General features: G+C 70.7%; 3 protein-coding genes. All 3 read left to right on the top strand.

The features are described 5' to 3' along the window. Window positions 1-68: 68 nt before the first annotated feature. Window positions 69-830 carry a glycosyltransferase family 2 protein gene (locus ACFE7U_RS05185; protein WP_375408668.1) on the top strand — a complete coding sequence of 254 codons (762 nt, stop codon included), beginning with the start codon at window positions 69-71 and terminating at the stop codon, window positions 828-830. Then, window positions 824-1,159 (top strand): lipid-A-disaccharide synthase N-terminal domain-containing protein, encoded by a 336-nt coding sequence (locus ACFE7U_RS05180; protein ID WP_375408667.1) that lies wholly within the window; start codon window positions 824-826, stop codon window positions 1,157-1,159. The genes ACFE7U_RS05185 and ACFE7U_RS05180 overlap by 7 nt, the downstream gene beginning before the upstream one ends. Continuing rightward, a partial coding sequence (locus ACFE7U_RS05175; RefSeq protein ID WP_375408666.1) for a pyridoxamine 5'-phosphate oxidase family protein occupies window positions 1,156-1,716 on the top strand: 561 nt, incomplete at its 3' end. The genes ACFE7U_RS05180 and ACFE7U_RS05175, both read left to right, overlap by 4 nt.

The raw sequence follows: 1,716 nt of genomic DNA, 5'->3' as shown, positions 1-1,716 counted from the left end.
GGTCGGGTCTCGGGGTTCAACCTCAACAGCGGCCGCCGGATCGACCTCTCGGCCCATGCGGTGACGCCGTGAGCGCCACACCCCGCGATCTGCGCCTCTCCGTGGTGGTGCCGGTGCGCAACGAGGCCGGCAACATCGCCGCGCTCGTCGCGGAGATCGGCGCGGCCTGCTCGGACCTTGCGCCCTTCGAGGTGATCTATGTGGACGACGGCTCGGGCGACGGCACGGCCGCGGCCCTGGCTGCCGCGCAAGCGGGCCGGCCATGGCTGCGGGTGCTGCATCACGCGCGCGTCGGCGGCCAGTCGGCGGCGGTCCGCAGCGGCGTGACCGCGGCGAGGAGCGCGATCATCGCCACCCTCGACGGCGACGGCCAGAACGACCCGGCCTTCATCCCGGCCCTGTTCGCCGCCCTCGTGGAGGGAGGGCCGGGAGCCGGCCTCGCCCAAGGACAGCGCGTCGGCCGCAAGGATGGATGGCTGAAAAGCCTGCAATCGCGCATCGCCAACGGCGTGCGCGGCCGCATCCTCAAGGACGCCACACGCGACACTGGCTGCGGCCTCAAGGTGTTTCGCCGCGACGTGTATCTCGTGCTGCCGTATTTCGACGCTCTCCACCGCTTCATGCCTGCCCTCGTCGTCCGTGAGGGTCTTTCCGTGGTGCTGCGCGACGTGGTCGACCGGCCGCGCTTCACCGGGCGCTCGAATTACGGCCTGTTCGACCGGCTCTGGGTCGGCCTCCTCGATCTTGCCGGAGTCTGGTGGCTGATCCGGCGCAGGCGCCCAGCCCCCGCGGTGGCCGAAACCTCGCCGACGGTATCCCCGCCATGCTGATGCAGCTTTCCGAGGACCTGCAGGGCTACGTCTACGACGTGTTCGTGACCCGCTTCGACCTGTGGCTGGTCTTCGGGCTCGCCGCACAGCTCGTGTTCGGCTCGCGCTTCGTGCTGCAATGGATCGCCAGCGAGCGGGCGGGCAAGAGCGTGATGCCGATGTCGTTCTGGTTCCTGTCCATCGCCGGCGGGCTGATGACCCTGGTCTACGGGCTCGTCCGGCGGGAACCGGTGATCATCTTCGGGCAGGGGCTCTCGACCCTGATCTATCTACGCAACGTCGTGCTGATCCTGCGCGAGCGTAAGTGCCGGACATCCCCCGAGCCATGACGCCGCTGCCGCCCTTCCACGACGACCTCGACGCCAGCCTGGCCGAACTCTGGCGGCTCCTGGGCGAGGGGGCACGACGCGCAGGCAGCGGCTTCCACACCCCGGCGCTCGCCACGGTGGATGCGCAGGGCCGGCCGCAGCTGCGCACCGTGGTGCTGCGCGCGGCCGATCCCGGGACGGGCGTTCTGCGCTTCCACTGCGACCAGCGCTCGCGCAAGGCGGCCGACATCGCACGCAACGGCTTTGCCGCGCTCCACGCCTATGATGCGCAGGCGAAGATCCAGATCCGCGTCTCCGGCCCGGCCAGCCTGCATATCGGCGATGATCCAGCCCATGAGGCCTGGGCCGGGTCCATGGCGATGAGCCGGGTCTGCTACGGCACGATGCCGGCCCCGGGGGCGGCCATCGCGTCGGGCGACGCCTACGCGCAGCCCGACGAGGAGGAAGCGGTGACCCTGGGCCGCCCGAACTTCTGCGCCGTTCTGGTGCGGGCGGACACCCTCGAATTCCTCTACCTCGATCGCCGCGGGCACCGTCGGGCGAGGTGGCGGCGCGAT

The sequence above is a fragment of the uncultured Methylobacterium sp. genome (genome assembly GCF_964251405.1).
GTDB lineage: Bacteria > Pseudomonadota > Alphaproteobacteria > Rhizobiales > Beijerinckiaceae > Methylobacterium.
The sequence above is the reverse complement of the archived record's forward strand: the minus strand, read 5'-3'. Positions and strand labels throughout refer to the sequence as shown.